At 49.7% G+C, this 18,589-nt stretch carries 11 protein-coding genes and 1 pseudogene; 6 read left to right on the top strand and 6 right to left on the bottom strand.

Annotated features, from left to right (window positions below; genetic code table 11):
• Positions 1 to 142: 142 nt before the first annotated feature.
• From B5M13_RS27425 to B5M13_RS27440, 4 genes are all read left to right on the top strand, one after another.
• Entirely contained in the window at positions 143 to 2,125 is a 1,983-nt protein-coding gene (locus tag B5M13_RS27425; RefSeq protein WP_080058709.1) for a glycoside hydrolase family 97 protein, read from the top strand.
• A 202-nt stretch (positions 2,126 to 2,327) separates the two neighbouring features.
• Positions 2,328 to 4,784 carry a bifunctional aspartate kinase/homoserine dehydrogenase I gene (thrA, locus tag B5M13_RS27430; RefSeq protein WP_080058710.1) on the top strand — a complete coding sequence of 819 codons (2,457 nt, stop codon included), beginning with the start codon at positions 2,328 to 2,330 and terminating at the stop codon, positions 4,782 to 4,784.
• A 70-nt stretch (positions 4,785 to 4,854) separates the two neighbouring features.
• Complete coding sequence (locus B5M13_RS27435) at positions 4,855 to 6,444, top strand: McrB family protein (protein WP_080058711.1); 1,590 nt, start codon at positions 4,855 to 4,857, stop codon at positions 6,442 to 6,444.
• A gap of 62 nt (positions 6,445 to 6,506) precedes the next feature.
• Complete coding sequence (locus B5M13_RS27440; RefSeq protein WP_080058712.1) at positions 6,507 to 7,538, top strand: galactitol-1-phosphate 5-dehydrogenase; 1,032 nt, start codon at positions 6,507 to 6,509, stop codon at positions 7,536 to 7,538.
• Here B5M13_RS27440 and B5M13_RS27445 read toward each other — a convergent pair whose 3' ends face one another.
• The 4 genes from B5M13_RS27445 to B5M13_RS27460 form a co-directional block, all read right to left on the bottom strand.
• Entirely contained in the window at positions 7,539 to 8,939 is a 1,401-nt protein-coding gene (locus B5M13_RS27445) for a DUF4932 domain-containing protein (RefSeq protein WP_245859516.1), read from the bottom strand.
• Between the two features lie 172 nt (positions 8,940 to 9,111).
• Entirely contained in the window at positions 9,112 to 9,510 is a 399-nt protein-coding gene (locus tag B5M13_RS27450) for a hypothetical protein (protein WP_080058713.1), read from the bottom strand.
• A 20-nt stretch (positions 9,511 to 9,530) separates the two neighbouring features.
• Positions 9,531 to 9,968 carry a hypothetical protein gene (locus B5M13_RS27455; RefSeq protein ID WP_080058714.1) on the bottom strand — a complete coding sequence of 146 codons (438 nt, stop codon included), beginning with the start codon at positions 9,966 to 9,968 and terminating at the stop codon, positions 9,531 to 9,533.
• A 74-nt stretch (positions 9,969 to 10,042) separates the two neighbouring features.
• Positions 10,043 to 10,411 carry a hypothetical protein gene (locus tag B5M13_RS27460; protein ID WP_080058715.1) on the bottom strand — a complete coding sequence of 123 codons (369 nt, stop codon included), beginning with the start codon at positions 10,409 to 10,411 and terminating at the stop codon, positions 10,043 to 10,045.
• A gap of 73 nt (positions 10,412 to 10,484) precedes the next feature.
• On the opposite strand from B5M13_RS27460, the gene B5M13_RS27465 reads away from it, so the two are divergent.
• Entirely contained in the window at positions 10,485 to 11,561 is a 1,077-nt protein-coding gene (locus B5M13_RS27465) for a Gfo/Idh/MocA family protein (RefSeq protein WP_080058716.1), read from the top strand.
• Positions 11,562 to 11,648: 87 nt separating this feature from the next.
• Here the strand turns inward: B5M13_RS27465 and B5M13_RS27470 are convergent.
• Both B5M13_RS27470 and B5M13_RS27475 read right to left on the bottom strand, forming a co-directional pair.
• Positions 11,649 to 12,949: pseudogene (locus B5M13_RS27470) on the bottom strand (RagB/SusD family nutrient uptake outer membrane protein).
• Between the two features lies 1 nt (position 12,950).
• Entirely contained in the window at positions 12,951 to 16,139 is a 3,189-nt protein-coding gene (locus tag B5M13_RS27475; protein ID WP_245859518.1) for a SusC/RagA family TonB-linked outer membrane protein, read from the bottom strand.
• Positions 16,140 to 16,304: 165 nt separating this feature from the next.
• On the opposite strand from B5M13_RS27475, the gene B5M13_RS27480 reads away from it, so the two are divergent.
• Positions 16,305 to 18,536 carry a S9 family peptidase gene (locus tag B5M13_RS27480; RefSeq protein WP_080058718.1) on the top strand — a complete coding sequence of 744 codons (2,232 nt, stop codon included), beginning with the start codon at positions 16,305 to 16,307 and terminating at the stop codon, positions 18,534 to 18,536.
• Positions 18,537 to 18,589: the final 53 nt, after the last annotated feature.

Raw genomic sequence — 18,589 nt, forward strand, 5'->3', positions numbered from 1 at the left:
AAATAAGGCTATTACAGCAGCTCCCTCGTCAAACAGACCCAATCGCATTATCCAGCCATGTTATATTTTCCGATTACCGGCTGAGACAAAATTCTTTTCTTAAGTCTCTTTTGCTTATTTTCCCGTTGCTAAGTCACCCTTTATGCAATCGCCCAGTTTATATTTTCTGCTGATCGTTCTGCTATTACAGACACGCGTTGCCCAAAGTGAGGTACGGGTGTCGTCGCCCAATGGTCGTATCGATTTTATTTTTAACCTAAGTCAGGCAGCGCCTACTTACCGAATTCTATTCAATAAAAAGGTTCTGGTCGAAAACTCCACGCTGACACTTACGTTTCAGAACGATGACCTGTTTGGCCCCAATCTGGTTCAGCAAAAGCCGACTATTGAAACCATCGACGATACTTATGAACTCGTCGTGGGTAAGGCCAGAAAAGTGCATACGGTTTATCGGGAAGCGGCCATACCCTTGCTTGAACGGGATAAAGCAGGAAAATCGGGTCGACAGATTATTTTATGGGTTCGCGTATTCGACGATGGGGTAGCCTTCCGATATGAATTTCCGAAGCAGGCTAACTGGGAATCGTATGTACTCACCGATGAGCATACCACGTTTCAGCTACCACAGAATCCAACCGTCCGGGCTCTGTTTCTGCCCAACTTTACCACCTCGCACGAGGGAGTTTATACGACCATTCCATTAGCGAAGATCGCAAACGATACCCTGATGGACATGCCCGCGCTGTTTGAGTTCCCCAATAAGACCTATCTGGCTATCACCGAAGCGGCACTGGTCAACTATGCAGGCATGTACCTGGTGAAAAGGAATAATGTATTGACCAGTCAGCTTTCGCCCTTACCGAACCAGACAGCGGTAAAGGTAAAAGCCACATTACCCCATCAAACGCCCTGGCGGGTTATGCTCATCAGCGACCGCATCGGTGCACTGATCGAATCAAACATGCTGACCAGTCTCAATGAACCCAATAAGATCGACGACATTTCCTGGTTAAAACCTGGCAAAACGACTTTCCCCTGGTGGAACGGAAACGTAACCCCCGACACCACCTTTGCCCCCGGCAACAACTTCGAAACCCAGAAGTATTACATTGATTTCTGTGCCGCTAATCACATCAATTATCACTCCGTGGTCGAATATGGATTACACGAATGGTACGTCAATGATGGGGCAGGTTTCGTACCGGGCCTGAACGTTAATGCCGCCAAAGCCGTACCAGGGCTGGATATGCAACAGGTATGCGATTATGCCAAAAGCAAAGGTGTTGGTATCAGAGTATGGGTATATTGGTCAGCCCTTTATCCAAAACTGGAAGAAGTCTTTACCCAGTACGAAAAATGGGGGATAAGCGGTCTGATGGTCGATTTCATGGACCGCGACGACCAGGAGATGGTCAACATTCAGAATGAGATTCTGCGCTCAGCAGCCCGGCACAAATTGCACATCCAGTTTCACGGGGCCTATAAACCGACGGGTATACACCGCACCTACCCTAACGAACTCACCCGCGAAGCTACCCTCAACTACGAAACCAACAAATGGAGTGGGCTCGACACGCCCGACCATGACATTGTTTTCCCATTTACCCGATTGCTGGCTGGCCCGACGGATATGCACCTTGGTGGCTTTCGGGCTGTCCCCGATAAACAGTACAAAATCCAGTACACCCGACCGCTTATGCACGGCACCCGCTGCCACCAGTTGGCGATGTACGTTGTGCTCGAAAGCTACCTCAATATGGTATGCGATTACCCAGACGCCTACAAAGGGCAACCAGGTTTTGCATTCATCCAACAAGTGCCTACTACCTGGGACGAAACCCGCGTTTTGAATGCCGAAGTAGGCCAATACATTACGGTAGCCCGTCGCAAAGGGACCGACTGGTTTATTGGCAGCATTACCAACTCAACCGCCCGCGAGCTATCCGTCAAACTGGATTTCCTGTCCGACGGCAATTACACAGCCGAACTATACGCAGATGCGCCAGATGTAGCCCAACATCCGAACCACCTCATCCAACAAACCCAGACGGTCGGTCGGCTGGAAGTCGTGTCGCTGACATTAGCGGCTGGTGGAGGGCAGGTGATACGCCTGCGAAAGCAGTGATTGTATACATAACAACCACAAGGCAGAACGGCTTTCTTTCGAAGAATTCTATAATGTTTAGGATAGGCATTATCTTTGCGTCCTTAAAAATTACCTCATCAATAGCCTCCTGAAAATGAATAATGGACAATGCACAATGACAAATGTGCACTAGAGCAGCCGTACCATTATTCATTCTACATTATTCATTTTACATTCGCTTATGCAGGTTCTTAAATTCGGTGGCACCTCCGTCGGTTCCGTAGAGAGTATAAAACTGGTTCTCCAAATCATTGATAACCACCGCCAAAACGGCGACCAGATTGCTGTAGTTTTTTCGGCAATGGGGGGCGTTACCAACCAGCTTATCGAAATCGGACGCATGGCCACTACCGGCGAAACAGACTATATGGAACTGGTTCGGCGGATAGAAGACCGACACTTCAACGTGGTAAAAGCCCTCATTCCTATCAAGGAACAGAGTAAGGTGTTTGCCCACATTCGGGGAATCATCAACGAACTGGAAGACCTACTGCGTGGCGTTTCGCTCATTCGGGAGCTATCAGCCCGCACCCATGACCTGATAACCAGCTTTGGCGAGCGCTTATCCACAACGGTTATTACTGAATGTGTAAAAAGTAGCGGGATAGCAGCACAATATTGTGATGCCCGCAAGCTGATCAAAACCGACGCGCAGTTTGGTCATGCCGAAGTCAACTATACGCTTACCAATCAGTTGATTCAGGAGTACTTTGCCAAAACAACGGATTTACAGTTAATTACGGGCTTTATCGGCTCTACAGAGAAAAACGAAACGACCACACTCGGCCGGGGCGGTTCGGATTATACGGCCTCCATTATCGGGGCTGCGCTGAATGCGGAAGTGATCGACATCTGGACGGATGTGGATGGAATGATGACGGCTGATCCCCGCAAAGTCCCTAATGCGTTCAACATTCCAACTATTACGTATGCCGAAGCCATGGAACTCAGCCACTTCGGCGCGAAAGTTATTTACCCGCCAAGTCTGCAACCAGCCTTCGCCCGAAACATACCCATCCGAGTACTCAATACGTTCAATGCTACCCATAATGGCACCATTGTGAGCCGGACAGCCGAACGGCGGCAGTACACCATTACGGGTATTTCGAGCATTGATGACATTGCTCTGGTCAACGTACAAGGTTCGGGCATGATCGGTGTAGCGGGTGTATCGGCCAAGTTATTTGGTGTACTGGCTGCTCACCGGATCAGTGTCATTCTGATTTCGCAGGCTTCGTCGGAGCACTCCATCTGTTTTGCCATCGACCCACGCGGAGCCGACAACGTAAAGGCCATTCTGGAAGCCGAATTTGCCACCGAAATCGAACACGGACACATCGACAGCATCGCTATCGAGCGCGATTTGTCGGTGATTGCCACGGTAGGCGAAGGCATGAAAAAAAGCTCCGGTATTGCCGGAAAACTGTTTTCAGTACTGGGTAAAAATGGGGTAAACATTGTGGCTGTTGCGCAGGGCTCCTCGGAGATCAACATCTCGGTAGTCATCAACAAGAACAACCTGTCGAAGGCACTCAACTCCCTACATAATATCTTCTTCCAATCCGAAGCCCGCGTACTGAATCTGTATCTGGTCGGTACGGGCCTGATTGGCAAAACATTGCTAAAACAAATCCATGACCAGTCGGAATTTCTGCGGACCGAAAAGCTGCTGAAAGTGTGCGTGGTAGGGATGTCGAATAGCCGAAAAATGCTGCTCGACCCTAAAGGCATTTCGCTGGAAGACTGGCACGCACGGCTCCTGACCGAAGGTGTAACCACCTCGTTGCCCGCCTTTGTGGACCGAATTAAAGATTACAACCTGCCCAACTCTGTTTTCATCGACTGTACCTCGGATAAAGACATTGTGCAGTTTTACGAATCGCTGCTGGATAGCAACATCTCCGTTGTAACCCCAAACAAAGTAGCCAACTCAGGCCCATATAGTGAATATCGGCGTTTGCAGCGTACAGCCCTGAACCGGGGGGTTAAATTCCTGTACGAAACCAACGTGGGGGCAGGATTGCCCATCATCAACACCGTGCAGGGATTGATGACGGCAGGGGATCGTTTCCTGAAAATCGAAGCGATTCTATCGGGAACATTATCGTTCATTTTCAACACCTTCCGCCCTGGAACCTCTTTTGCCGATGTGGTGCGCGAAGCGAAGGAAAAAGGGTATACCGAACCCGATCCTCGCGACGATCTGAGTGGCCTGGATGTAGCCCGAAAAATCCTGATCCTGGCTCGTGAAGCCGGTTTCCCACTCGAACCGGAAGACATCACGATTACCCCCCTACTGCCTGAAGCCTGCCAGTTGGCGCCAACGGTTCCCGCCTTTTTTAACGAGCTGGAACGAAACAACGCCTATTTCGAAAACCTGCTTTCCGAAGCCGAAGCCAACGGTGAAAAGCTCCGTTTTGTCGCCAGCTTCGAAAACAACAAGGCAAGCATCAGCCTGCGCCCGGTGGGTCAGGAGCACCCATTTTATCAACTAACGGGTGCCGACAACATCGTTTCGTTCACCACCGAACGGTACAAAGATCGGCCATTGGTCGTGAAAGGGCCTGGTGCAGGTGCCGAAGTTACCGCTTCTGGCGTATTTGCCGATGTAGTCAGTATCGGGAGTTATCTGGCTTAACGACATAGCCTTTATTTATAAAATCGGCTAAAAAATCGTATCTTCGTAGGCCATACTTATCACCTTTTCTGTGACCGCCGACTCCCAGCAGCAAGCCCTTATTGATCGTATTCGCGACATTGGCCATGCCGAAGCCATCCGTCGGTTTTTCGGTTTGCTCAAGGACCTGATCGATATGGTCAACCTGCCCAATGGCGATGCCCGGCTGGCGTTTGTCGTAAAACCCGATAAAGCGTCTATCACGGCTAACATCAACTTTTTTCAGGCTTTACGAATTCAGAAACCCCGTCGAGGAGAGGTTGAGTATCACCTGACAATCAAGAAATCGTGTCAGGACCGGCTTAAGAATCTGGAAGAACTAGGCTTTGAGCCTTTGACCGAAAAGTCCGATTACCTGGCGGTGATCATTGGGCAATCAACGGCTCATCTGCTGTATAACCCTACGTTGCGTACCTGCTGGGAAGACTGTCTGCTGGAACTGGTCGAAAGTACCAAACGAGGCCCTCACCTGGCCCGGCATAATGCCGATGTGTACCAAGCAGCCGAAGACGAAGCGTTCCTGAGCGACATGATTCGGCTGGCTGATGACCCTAGTTTGGGGGAGCGGCTGACCAATGGACAGTTGCTCGAAGAGCCGGAAGCGACGTATGAGCCGGAGCCATCACTACCCAATCAGCCGCACAACCTCATCTTGTTTGGCCCGCCGGGTACAGGTAAAACGTTTGCTCTACAACCCTACCTGACCGATAAAAATGCAAGTCTGATTACCTTTCATCCGTCGTATAGCTACGAAGAGTTTGTGGAGGGAATCCGGCCGGAGGTTGTCAATGGGCAGATCAGTTACAAAATTCGACGGGGTATTTTTCACCGGGCTTGTCTGACGGCTATTCAGCAGGCAGGTTATGGAACCCTGGCCGACTGCCTGAATGATTCAGCTGAAAACCGAAGCAAAAAACTAAAACGGGCACCGGCACATTACCTGCTCATCGACGAGGTCAACCGGGCCAATGTTGCCAGTGTATTTGGTGATCTGATCACGCTGCTCGAATCGGACAAACGGCTGGGGGCTGACCATGAACTCTGGCTAACCCTCCCCTACTCCCAGGAACGCTTTGGTGTGCCCATCAACCTGTTTGTGATCGGAACCATGAACACCACCGACCGATCCATTGCACTGCTCGACATTGCGCTCCGTCGGCGGTTTTCGTTTCGGGAAATGCAGCCCGACCCATCCCTTCTGCCGACGGTCGATGGTGTCGATTTAGCGCAGTTGCTTCGGACCATAAATGAGCGTATCGACTATTTACTCGACCGCGATCATCAGCTTGGCCATGCGTATCTAATTACTATTGAAACCTTTGCCGATCTTTGCCAGACATTTCGCGACCGGATCATCCCGTTGTTGCAGGAATATTTTTTCAACGACTGGGCCAAAATCCAACTGGTTCTAGGCGACAATATCGCCTGGGGCAAAGACCCCGATCATCGGCTCGTTCGAACCAAAAAGAAATATACGGCCAATACTGCCAGTAAGTTATTTGGCGAACTGCCCGATTCAATGGATGAAGTAGTGACCTATGAGATCAACCCAAATCTTCAGCAAGGCAACTACGATCAAGTGCCTGTTGATGCGTTTATCAGGATCTATCAAAAACTATAAGTAGAGCGGGTGGAAAACCGCTTTTTAGTAATCATTTAAGCGGGTTCCCACCCGTTCTACCCATGAAAGCACTCGTTCTTACCCAATACAATCAATTCGATTTGCAGGATCTGCCGAAGCCAGGTATTCGGCCTAATGACGTTCTGGTTCGCGTACAGGCTGTAGGTATTTGCGGTTCTGATGTTCACGGCATGGATGGCAGCAGTGGTCGACGCATTCCGCCCATTGTAATGGGACACGAAGCCAGTGGCATCATTGCCGAGGTGGGTGCCGATGTACGCGACTGGTCGGTAGGAGACCGGGTGACCTTCGATTCGACTGTGTATGCACTCGACGACTGGTACAGCCGCCGGGGGCATTATAACCTCAGCGATGGCCGGGAAGTTGTGGGTGTATCGACACCGGATTTCAAACGACAGGGAGCTTTTGCGGAGTACGTCTCGGTTCCTCAGCATATTCTGTACGCCGTTCCCGACAATGTTACGTTTACGCAGGCGGCACTGGTCGAGCCGGTAGCCGTAGCCCTCCACGCACTCAGCCTGACACCGATCCAGGTTAATGACTCCGCCGTAGTGGTTGGCGCAGGGATGATTGGGCTATTTATTATTCAGGCGTTGAAACTGGCTGGCTGTACGACCATCATAGCCATCGACCTAGACGATGACCGACTGGCCTTAGCGCAAACCTTGGGTGCCACACACGCCATCAATGCACGGAGTGGTGAGGTAGCCCAACAGGTGCAGGCACTTACGCATGGGCGCGGAGCCGATGTCTCGTTTGAGGTTGTTGGCGCTGGCCCGACGGTTAAAACCGCTATTGAGTGCGTTCGAAAAGGAGCTACCGTAACCCTTGTCGGGAATCTGGCGCCAACGGTGGAAATTCCGCTGCAAGCTGTTGTGACACGTCAGTTACGGTTGCAAGGTTCTTGCGCCATCAATGGAGAATACGAAGCGGCTTTGGCACTGATCTCGTCGGGTAAAATAAATGTCGAAGCCATCCTGAGTGCCGAAGTACCACTCGAAGAAGGAGCCGACTGGTTCAAGCGGTTATACGCGAAAGAAAAGGGACTGATTAAGGTGGTATTGAAACCGTAACTACGGCTGAGCGGCTGCCCAGGAAATAATAGCCGGGTACAGATCGGCAACGGTTTGACCCGGTTTTCTTGTTCGATAGAGCCGCAGCAATTCCTCATTAAATTCTTTAAAACGCTGGAAGCCCCGGTTTACAACCATTCCTTTTTCGACACCCGCATTGAGCGTATCGAAACTTTTAGCATCGAACAGATCAGCATATAAAAGCGATACGAGGGCATAATTCATATACTCTTCAAAGCATGAAAGTGTATTGTTGTAACCCGCCGATGGCTTGTCTTTCGTAATCCATTTCGATAGATCTTTAAAAGCGGCTCCGATTTGGGGCGTGTATTTTTCGGCCTCTGGATTTAGGTAGCTGTGATTCAGCTCGGTAAATATGATTTTCATTCGTTGTCCTTTCGTAATGGCTGGTGGCTGACTTTTCTGGGTAGCACTTACAAAGGGAAAATCGACATGGGCCTGCGCTTCGGTAAAGCCGTTGTCGCTGAAATTGTTAGCCGATTGATTCCAGCCGACCAGCGGAGAGAACAGCACTTTAACGGCCGAATAATGTGTTGTTGGAAATTGTTTTTCCAGCCAGGTTTTCATGTAAGCCACATCGACGTTCTGGCGAAAATCGGCAATCAGGCTGTTGTAATAGGGCTGATTTTTTTGGTAGAATACCCTGAATTTCGATTCTTTGGCAAATTGCGCCAGTAATGGAATATAGGGCGACAACGTATTTTGCTCACCCCAGCTGACCCGATCATAGATCCCACCGTTCACAATCTTATCGCCCTGAAACTGAAAGGCGTAGCTGTCCATTTTCAGATTATGGTAATAATCGCCCGAAGCCCGTAACAGGGAGTCGATCACCTGCACCGCCCGGTTGGTTTTGTAGGGCGTAAACTGTGTCATCACGGCCGAATAGTAATCTGTCCCCTTATAGATAGCCTCAGTTTTGCCGTATTCGGTCAGGGCAAACACTACATTGATCAGTTCATAGACTTCGGGGACATCAATAATCGTTTTGCCCTGATTGGCCTTTTTATAGGCGTCCGTAAAAACAGCCGCTTTTACAAACGGGTGACTGGAAAAATGACACTGAATCGTATCACCTTTTGCCTGTCGAATGATCTGGAAATTGGTTTGAACTCCATGACGCAGCAGCAACACAACTGAATCCTGCTCCGAAACGAGGGTCAAGGGCGTGCTTTCGGTTTCAGTTCCAAAATCATACGAAAACTCTTTAGGGAGATCATTAATTCCATTGAAATTACCTCGTTCCTTATCCATGTACATAAACATGGAATTGCGTTGCGTTCGTATGGTTGGCTCCTGGCTGGATTGACCCACAGCCGTAATTACTGCAAATAGTGTAAGCAGAAAAGGATTAACAAGCTTGCCGACGAATAATTTCATAGCGTTGCGTTTGACCGTCAACCCAGGTATGGTTGACCTGAATACTGGATTTCCTGATTGATGCAATATAGAAAACCATACTCATTCCATAGCATCATCCAGTTGTACCGCGGGTGGAAACCCGCGATTTTCAACCAAAGAGGGCGGGTTTCCACCCGCAGTACAAAACCGATTAATCAACCGCTTCATATTGACTGACGACGTAGCCATCCGATAATTCAAGCGACTGCTCACTTAGCAGCGTAATCGTGGCTTTTTTTAGGGTACCACAAAGAGCATTATAGCATAATACCCAGCCGGTATAATTAATTTCGGTTCCTTCGCGGTTGAATCCTGTCGGGGCACAGCAATTCCCCTGGAGTAGCTTTTCTTTTTGCCTATACACGATCGTGTTATCAGCGCGATATTCCAGATCATAGTTAGTATCGCGCACTGTCCAGTTTGTATCCTGTACCGGGCGAGAACGAATGAGATGCCAGCGTCGATACAAAGCATCCAACGGACCGACAGCCTGATCACGATCACAAGCAACACTGGCAATCAACAGGAGGGTTACAAGTTGACCTTTCATAGGATAGCTGAACGAACTATTTATGGATAAGGAACATACGTTACCAAAGCTCTATCCTGCTGAATACCTAACTCATTCGGATTGAGCGTAACAATCTGCCACGAAGGGCCGTACTGAACACAACTGGCCTGAGCACATATTCCATTTGGCGTTCGCTCGGGCATGGGTATGGACGCTACATTCAGTAAATCTAAAGTTGTTCCTTTACGTTTAAATCGGGCGGGTGAACAACACGGATCATATTTCCCGTCTTCGCCGTAGAGAATTGTTCCGTTTGCCCTGAACTCAACAAGTGCCCAGGAAGTGGTAGGCACTTCTTCTGGTTTGCCTGTCGAGTATTGGATCGTTACGATCCGCCATTTCTGGTATAATGAATCAGTGGGTGCTACGTCATCTTCCCGCCGACAACCGAGTGCCAGTATAAATAATACAATCACATTCAGTACATATGATTTCATAACCTCTGCTTTAGTTACGCTTTACAAACTTGATTTTAAGTCATGAAACATGTACAAGGCGCGTTCCAGAAGAGCTAAAGACTGCGTTTATAGAGAACATACGGCTCTGGCGACCATAAACGACTCATTATTTCCTCTCGGTCAGCAGATGGCAGTTGACTCAGATCTACTGAACTCCCATCGCAACGGTAGATATGGCATCCCATACACGACCAATGATAAGCGTACAGATCGATATACGTTTCGCCTTTGTACGTAGCTGCCCGAACGATATCAGCCTTAAATTGACTAATAAGGCTGCGCAGCCAGGGCAGATTTTGTGCAGGATTCAGTGCTCCACAGGCGATCGTAGTGGTATAGGGGCCAACACCGATGGCATCATTCTTCCGGCAGGACATCGTAACCAGATTAACCAGCATCAATCCGATAAAGAGTCGTTTCATAGGCTATTGGTAGTCATCATGAGTAGAAGACCCTATTTTTGAGCATTTCGTTGGAATACGGTTCACTATTATTATGCCAAATCCTCTTCGTATTGCCATTATTGGCCCTGGTAAAGTAGCGCATCTTCATGCGAAAGCGACTTTGCAAACCCCCGATACCCAACTCGTAGCCGTTTACGGACGTACCTACCAAAAAGCCGAAGATTTTGCCAACCAATACGGCATTCGAGCGTACAGCGACATTTACGATATGGTCGACCGGGAGAACGTCGATCTCTGTCTGGTCTGCACCACACACCCCTCGCACCGGGAGGTTACGGTAGCCGCGCTGAATGCTGGCTCGCATGTGTTGGTTGAAAAGCCATTGGCCTCTACCCTGGAAGACTGTGACGCAATGATCGAAGCCGCCAACCAGAACAATCGCTACCTCGGCACCATTAGCCAGCGTCGCTTCTATGCACCTTCTATGCGGATTCGGGAAGCGATCGATACAGGAAAGATTGGCAAACCAGTACTAGGAACAATTCAGATGCTTGGCTGGCGGAGCGAAGAATACTACAAAAGCGATGCCTGGCGGGGCACCTGGGCCGACGAAGGCGGTGGTGTGCTGGTTAATCAGTCGCCCCACCAGTTAGACCTGCTGCTATGGTATATGGGTGATATTGACGAAGTGTATGGCGTATGGCGTAACCTGAACCACCCCTATATCGAAGTGGACGATACAGCCCTAGCCATCGTTAAATTCAAAAATGGGGGCCTGGGCAACATCATCGTCAGTAACAGCCAGAAACCGGGCATTTTCGGAAAAGTACACGTGCATGGCGAAAATGGGGCATCAGTGGGTGTTCAGACGGATGGCGGAGCGTTATTTATCGCGGGCATGTCGAGCATTACTGATCCACCCGTAAACGACCTCTGGACCGTACCCGGTGAAGAATCTAAACTCGCTGAATTCGTAGCCGAAGACACGGCCTTTTTCAATACCATCGATGCCACGGTCTATTATTTTGGTATTCAGATCGCCGAATTCCGGGATGCCATCCGGGCGGGTCGCCCACCAATGGTGACGGGTGAAGATGGTCGTAAAGTGGTGGCTCTGTTCCAGGCCATTTACGAATCGACCCGAACTGGGCTTCCGGTGAAATTTTAGGAAAAGAGAAGGGTATAATGAAAAAGGAGAGAAAGGACTACCCTGAGGGCATCCTTCTCTCCTTTTTCATTATACCCTTCTGTCTTTTTAGTTCGCTGGATCGGCGGGTGTACTGGTGTTGTTATTACGCTCCGTCAGCGGATAGGGGAAAAAGTTTCGGTTCCGTTCAGCCCCGGTAGCACCCGGCCCAGGCCGGTTGAATCGGCGGCTATCTTCTAACCGGAATCCCTGATAGGCCAACTCAATCTGCCGATTCCGGTAAATTTCAGTCAGGATCGCATCGGCGGTTTGCGCACCCGAATAAGCAGGCAGAGATGCTCCCAATCCAAACGCATCTGTCGTTTTGGTTAGCACTTTATTCAGCGACGCAACAGCATTGGTCAAATCACCTTTGCGAGCGTAGGCTTCGGCCTGAATCAGCAGGATTTCACCGGGTAGGTAAACGGGTACAGCTGCGTTGTTGGCCGTGTAGAAAGCTGTAGCAATCACGGGTGCCACAGCCGTGTTGGTACTCGGCTTTGTCAAAAAAGCAATCCGTTTATCAGCTGGATCTGGAGCTAACGCGCCTGTCAAACCTAGACTAGCATTCGTCGGTTGAAACACGTTCAGATTGCCGAAGGTGTACTCAAACAGCGGGTTTCGCGTTATGTCATCGAAATTATAGACCGATTTTTTCGTCAAATCGACCTTCGCAGCCGCAGCCAGAGCTTTATCATAGTCGCCAGAGAAAAGTGCATAGCGCGCAATGAGCGCCTGAACCGTGTTCGATATATCGATACCGGGCACAATCTTGCTGCTAAAATCAGCCGAAACAGGCGCTGAAGCTAGCTGTGTGGCGGCCGTTTCGAGCGTAGTAATGGCTTCTTTAAACACCTGGGCTCGCGGAACAAAAGGCACGTTCGTTCCCGTTGTAACGGGCGACTGCTCAAAAAATAGGCCTAACGTTCCCAGCGACAATGCCCGGAAGATAGACGCATAACCGATGACTCCGCTCTTGGTACCAGCATCGTTTACAACGCCTGTATTCGCCAGAATCAGTTCAGCATTGGCGCGAACCAGATGACTTTGGGTCCATAGGTTACGGACAACGCCGTTGATGTTCGACACGTTTCCGCCCCCAACGGCGAGGTTCGCTTCATCGAGGTTACCCACGTTCAGAACAAAATCTTCGCGGGTCGTGAGTCCGGCACCAGCTGTGCTGGCGTAAAGCACACTTAATGCGCCCCCGTTGTATACCGATATTGCAGACCATTGCTCAGTGTAATCAGACCGTCGGACGAACTAACTGCCTGCGACTGGCTGATGGTGCTGGGATTTAAAAACGTCTGATTACAGGAAAACTGTAGCAACAGTCCTGTCAGACAAATGGGTATGAGAATCTTTTTCATGTTAGAATGTGGCTGACAGTTTAAGTTGGTAGGTGCGTGGAATGGGGACGTTCCCGAAGTCGATTCCGCGCAACAGGTCGTTGTTTCCCCCGGCGTTTGTTTCAGGATCGAAACCTGTGTACTTATCCCATGAATAGAGGTTGCGGCCCACCAGACCGATGTTCAGTCGGCTAAGACCTTTTACCAGCGTTGGTAGCGTATAGCTCAGGGCTACCTCACGAAGCTTAACATAAGACCCTGGATCAACCCGGAACTCCTGCGTATTGTAAATACCGAAAATATAGCCACGTTTTAGGGTTCCGCGCAGCTCCTGCTCAGCATAATCGCCCAGGCCAACTCCCTGCCGTGTACGTTTGTCAGCATTAAACACATCGACGCCCTGAACAGCATCCAGCAGCACATGCAAGCTCAACTTCTTGTAGGAAAAATTTGTGTTGAACGAGCCAGTCCATTTAGGATTTGGGTTACCAATGATAATGTTAGCCGTTGGTTTGGTTGGATCAATTGCTCCGTCGCTACCACGGGTAGCTGGAACATAATTGATGGCCCCGTTATCCTGCGAAGCTGCCCGCTCCGACTGAGGGAAACCCGATGGCGACAGAAATAGCGATCCATCTGGATTACGGGCATACGCAGTACCGTAGAAAACGCCAACCGGCTGACCGACCATCAGATAAACCGGCGTACCCGAAGCCGAGGAGGCATCGGGGCTAATGATTGGCAGTCCACCCAAGTCAAGCACTTTGTTTCGGTTGTGGTTGTAGATGACCGTAAAATCCCAGGTAAAATCTTTGGTTTTAATCGGTGTAGCATCCAGCACAATTTCAAACCCTTTGTTTTCCATCGACCCTACGTTATTCACGATGCTCGTTCCGCCTGTGGTTGGCGCCAGTGTCCGGTTAACAACCAGATTGCTGATTTTCTGATGGTAAGCCGTAACCCCCAAGCCAATCCGACCATTCAGGAATGCCAGATCGATACCGCCTTCGAGTTCACCCATACGCTCGGGCTGTACATCGGGGTTAGCCAATTGCGTACCTGGAACGACCGTGTTTTTACCAAGGTAACTTACCGGACTAAACTGATAGAAACGAGCATACGAGCCAATACCCGACAGGTTACCCGCTTCGCCATAACTAGCCCGTAATTTCAGGCTATTGAAGGCATTACTGAACGACAGATTCTTCCAGAAATCCAGATCCGATAGAATGAACGAGCCACTGACTTTGGGATAATATTGGTTCGTTTGGGTTGGCGAGAATTTTGAGGACTGATCGCGTCGAACGGCACCCGTAATAAAGGCCAGGTTACGATACCCAAATGTTGCCTGGGCAAACATCCCACTCAGGCTGTACCGATCCAGATCATACTTAACTGAATAGGAGGCACTGGCTCCGCTGACCGTTTCAATAAATGGCGACAGGTTCTGCCCGCTATTGATCGAGTAATCGGCCTGAAAATACTGATAGCTATACCCGATTGCCGCGTTGATTTTAAAATCCTCACTGAACTGGCGCTCATACTGCGCATTCAGGTCATTATTGAACTGGACAACCTGATTGGTAGCCGTAGCCGCAAACCCATTCGGGTAACGGGCCGCTGGCAAGCCTGCAACCGCCTGATAAGGATACGGACGGATGTAGTTTTTACCGAACTGTGAATAGGCATCGACCCCTACAATGTAATCGACACTTAAGCCTTTGAGGGGTGTCAGGTTCAGTTGCAGACTGTTGATAGTCCGGCTGACCGACTGCGAAAACTTCATGTCCTCAATCGTCGACAGGGGGTTCACACGGGTTGGCTCAACAGCTTGTAGGTTACCGGCCGCATCCCGCTGGGTAATGTCGTAGATGTTGTTCGTGATATTGACCGAGTTGATCGGGCTGTAAAACACGTTGCCGTTGGCTTTCTCGTTCGACAGGCTATTGATGTAGCTCAAGCCCACTGATACTTTAGCCCAGTTGGTCAGTCGCTGATCAACGCGGGCGCGAAGGTTATACCGAGTAAAATCCGTTTGTTTGATAATACCCTGATTTTTCAGATAACCAAACGAGACATAGTACTGCGTGTTATCACGCCCACCGGCAACGGAAATAGTATTGTCGGTACCTGTCCCTTTCTGGAAAATCTGATCGAAATAATTATACCGCTGTACATCGACCAGATTCGTAGCTAGGGGCGACAGCGTTCCTTCGCGATAGATGTTGGTGGTAGTAGTCCCCGGATTGGCAGCGATCTGAGCAGCAGAAATGACACCAATTGGATAAAGCCGGAGCGCAGCAAACCCAAATTGCTTGCCATACGTATTCACGGGCACACTCTTACGCAATTCGTTGACGTTAAATGAAGTCGTAAAGGTCACGGTCGGTTTGCCGGTTTGCCCACGCTTGGTCGTGATAATAACAACGCCATTGGCCGCCCGCGAACCATATTGAGCAGCCGCTGCCGCCCCGTTGATTACGTTGATCGTAGCAATATCGTCGGGGTTAATGTCAGACAGGCGGTTCTGCCCAACGTTGGCATTACCTACGTCATTTGCCAGCGCCAGTTGCGAAACGTTTGTACTGGCATTGCTCACAATGACTCCATCGACGACGTACAACGGATCGGATGACCCAACCAGCGACTTTATCCCGCGTAGGCGAATGCTGATACCACCTGCCGGATCGCCCGAGTTTTGCGTGATCTGCGCACCCGGCATTTTACCCTGCAATGAATTGATCAGATTACCCGACCCCGACTGTTGCAAGTCAGTTGCCTTAATAGTACTGATCGCATTACCCAGTTCACGCTTGGGCGCTGATAGCGTTGAGCCCGTAACAACAACCTCATCCAGATTGGTAGGAGCGGCCACCATTTCCGCATCTAAGGTCAGTTCCGTGGCATTTCCAAGGGTAATGTCCTTACGCAGGGTTTCATACCCGATAATTGTGAACGCAACAGTAATAGGGCCAGGTTTAAGGGTTACGGGCAGGGAGTAATTTCCTTCGGCATCGGTGGTTGTTCCAACGGTTGTCCCAACGATCACAACGGTCGCTCCCGGAAGAGGCAGTTTCTCAGGGTCGGTAACGCGGCCCTTCAGCGTATAGCGCGTGCTTTGTGCCAAAGCTGTCGTACAAAGCAATAAGGTCAGACAGAAGAGCCATAGTGAATGGGTCGATCTGCTAACCAGTACGTACCTGTTTGTCATAGGTCTGTAGTTAGTTGGTGAACGATACGAAAAAGAATTGTTAATTAATTGTGAAATATAGCGATAAAAGCCTGCCTAAAGACACCCGCAAAGCGTGATTCATTGCACCAAATCGAAAAGCCTTTTTTTGTAAATTTGAATCTTTGATAAGTCATACAATTCTTCATGAACAACCGTAATCGACTCGGGCTGCTTTTGCTGGCTGCTAGCTTATTGGCTCATTTGAGCCTACAACAGGCAGTTGCACAGTCCCGACAGCGCTATTCCAATCTTCAACAAGCCCTGTTTTCGGGTGGCCAACTGACCGGATCGCCCGGCCCCCGCTCCGTAAACTGGATTGAAGGCGGTAGCAAGTTTTCGTTCATCGATGGCCAAAACACCATCAAGACCTTTTCGCCCAAAGACCAGAAAGAAGAGGTGATCTTCGATGGTGCGCAACTGAAATTCCCCAATTCTGACCGCCCATTTGAATATGGCTCGTTCCAGTGGTCGAAAGACTCAAAGAACATCCTATTTCAGAGCAATTTCCGGCCCATCTATCGGCGCTCGGGCATTTCCGACTACTATGTGTACTCGGTAGCCGACAAAAGCCTGAAACTGGTGGCCAAAGACGCACAAACGGCCGAACTGTCGCCCGATGGCCAGAAAATCGGCTACGAACGGGGAGGAAATCTGTTTGTATTCGATTTTGCCACCCAACAGGAAACCCAACTCACCAACGATGCCAAACCCGCTTTGTACAACGGTCGTTTTGGCTGGGTTTATGAAGAAGAATTTGGGCTGGCCCAGGCTTGGGAATGGTCGCCCGATAGCAAGTTCATTGCGTTCTGGCAGTCGGACGAACGACAGGTTCCAATGTATCGCCTGACGGATTATAAAGGCTTTGATGAAAAATATGACTCGCTCCCCTACCCCCGCGTGGGCGATACCAACCCGATTGTCCGCATCGGGGTCATTGAGATTGCCAATAAAGCCAAACAGTGGATGAAGGTCGATCTGGGTGATGGCTATATTCCACGTATTTACTGGACTTCGCTCGAAGGGCAACTAGCACTGATGCACCTGAACCGCAAGCAGAATCACCTGCGGTTGTATATGGCCAATGCTCGCACGGGTGATTCTCGCCAGATCATGGAAGAAACCTCCAGCACCTGGGTCGACATCTTCGATTTTTTCGCGGGTATCAATCACCTGATGTATTTTCCGGCAGGTGTTCAGGAGTTCTATTGGGTTTCGGATCGGGATGGCTATGCACATCTGTACCGCTACAATTATTCGGGTAAACTGCTCAATGCCGTCACAAGTGGCAAATGGGAGGTGACGTATGTGCATCACATCGACCCCAAAACAAAGAAGGTTTATTTCACGTCGACAGAAGCATCTCCCCTGGAACGTCAGTTATTTGTAGCCGATGTGGATGGCAAAAACAAACGACGGCTGACCAGCGTAGCCGGACGACATGCGGTAAATTTTTCACCGAACGGCCAGTATTTCATTGACAAATACTCCAACGTTAACACGCCTACGCAGGTTGAACTTCGCGATACCAAAGGCCAGCTTATCAAAGCGCTGGAAACCAATAAACGGGTTTGGGATTACATAGCCAGCCACGATTACGCCCATAAAGAACTGGCAAATTTTACTACCTCCGACGGCCAGCCTATCGACATTTCAATCATCAAGCCCATCGATTTCGACCCTAGTCATAAATATCCGGTCGTGCTGGACATCTACGGTGGGCCGGGTGCTCAATCCGTGTACAACGAATTTGCCACAACGGGCTGGCACCAATGGCTGGCTCAAACAGGCTATGTTGTCGTTAGTGTGAATAACCGGGGCAGCGGAGGGTACGGACGCGATTTTGAGAAGATCGTTTATGAAAAACTAGGAAAGTACGAGAGCCTCGACTTTGCCGAGACGGCCGCCTATCTGGCTAAACTTCCCTGGATCGATGCCAGCCGGATGGCCATTCGCGGTCATAGCTACGGTGGCTATATGAGCAGCTATACGATGCTGACCCATCCGGGCGTATTCAAAGTCTCGATTGTGGGTGCCCCCGTAACGGACTGGCGGCTCTACGACTCAATTTACACCGAACGATACATGGGTTTATTGCCCGAAAATGAAGAGAAATATAAAGCCAGCGCAGTTACAACTTATGCGAAAAACCTGGCCGGAAAAATGTTCATTGCTCACTCTACAATGGACGAAAACGTACACGTTCGGAACACATTTCAATTAATGAATGCACTGGAAGATGCCGGTAAAGATGCAGATTTACGCATTTATCCGCCCGGTGCTCACGGCGTTGCGTATAGTGCGAATACTCAGCTACTACTCTATCAGCAATACACAGCCTACCTGGAGAACTACTTAAAAAATACACCTGTCAACTAACAAAAAAGTCCAGCAAAAAAAGCTGGACTTTTTTACTATAAAGGGCCTTTAGA

The organism is Spirosoma aerolatum, from assembly GCF_002056795.1.
Taxonomy (GTDB): domain Bacteria; phylum Bacteroidota; class Bacteroidia; order Cytophagales; family Spirosomataceae; genus Spirosoma; species Spirosoma aerolatum.